Origin of the sequence: Aeromonas sp. 5HA1 (assembly GCF_029237245.1) — a bacterium.
In the GTDB taxonomy this organism is placed as follows: domain Bacteria; phylum Pseudomonadota; class Gammaproteobacteria; order Enterobacterales; family Aeromonadaceae; genus Aeromonas; species Aeromonas salmonicida.
Genome location: NZ_JAACFW010000052.1, coordinates 1 through 623 on the forward strand (window position 1 = coordinate 1; position 623 = coordinate 623).

The following is a 623-nucleotide window of genomic DNA, read 5'->3' on the forward strand; positions in this document are numbered from 1 at the left end:
CCCGACAACCAGACGCCCGAACAGCGTATCAAGGAGCTCGAGCAGCAGTTGGCGCTGATGAGCCAGAAGGCCCAGTTCTTTGAGGCCGTCGTCGATGTGCTGAAGAACGACTACGGCGTCTCCATCGTAAAAAAGCGACCCGGCAAGTCCTCTCGCAGCGGCAAGTCGAGAGGCTGACCATCGTCAGGGCTTGCCTGTTTCTGGGGATAAGCCGTCAGGCTTACTACAAGCGCAATCGGGTTGCTGACGTGCGCCATGCACAGGGGCAGCAGGTGGTGCGCTTCGTGCGTCAGGTACGGCTGCGACAACCGCGGGTCGGCACCCGCAAGCTGCATTATCTGCTTCAGGGTCAGGATGATGGCGGGCTCAAGGTCGGGCGGGACAGGCTGTTTCGGATATTGGCCGAGCATCGCCTGCTGGTGCCGCCCAGGCGGGCGTATCACAAGACCACCCACAGTTTTCACCGTTTCTACCGTCATCCCAACTTGCTCAAGGCGGGGCCTGAGCAGGTCACACCGGTGGCCCCGGAGCAAGTCTGGGTCGCCGACATCACCTATCTGCCAGCCAGGAGTGGGCCACTGTACCTGAGCTTGGTGACGGATGCGTACTCACGCAAGATAGTA

The 623-nt window shown here is 61.0% G+C and carries 1 pseudogene; it reads left to right on the top strand.

Features of this window, described 5'->3' with window-relative positions:
- Positions 1–623: pseudogene (locus GWQ27_RS22200) on the top strand (IS3 family transposase); the annotation flags it as partial.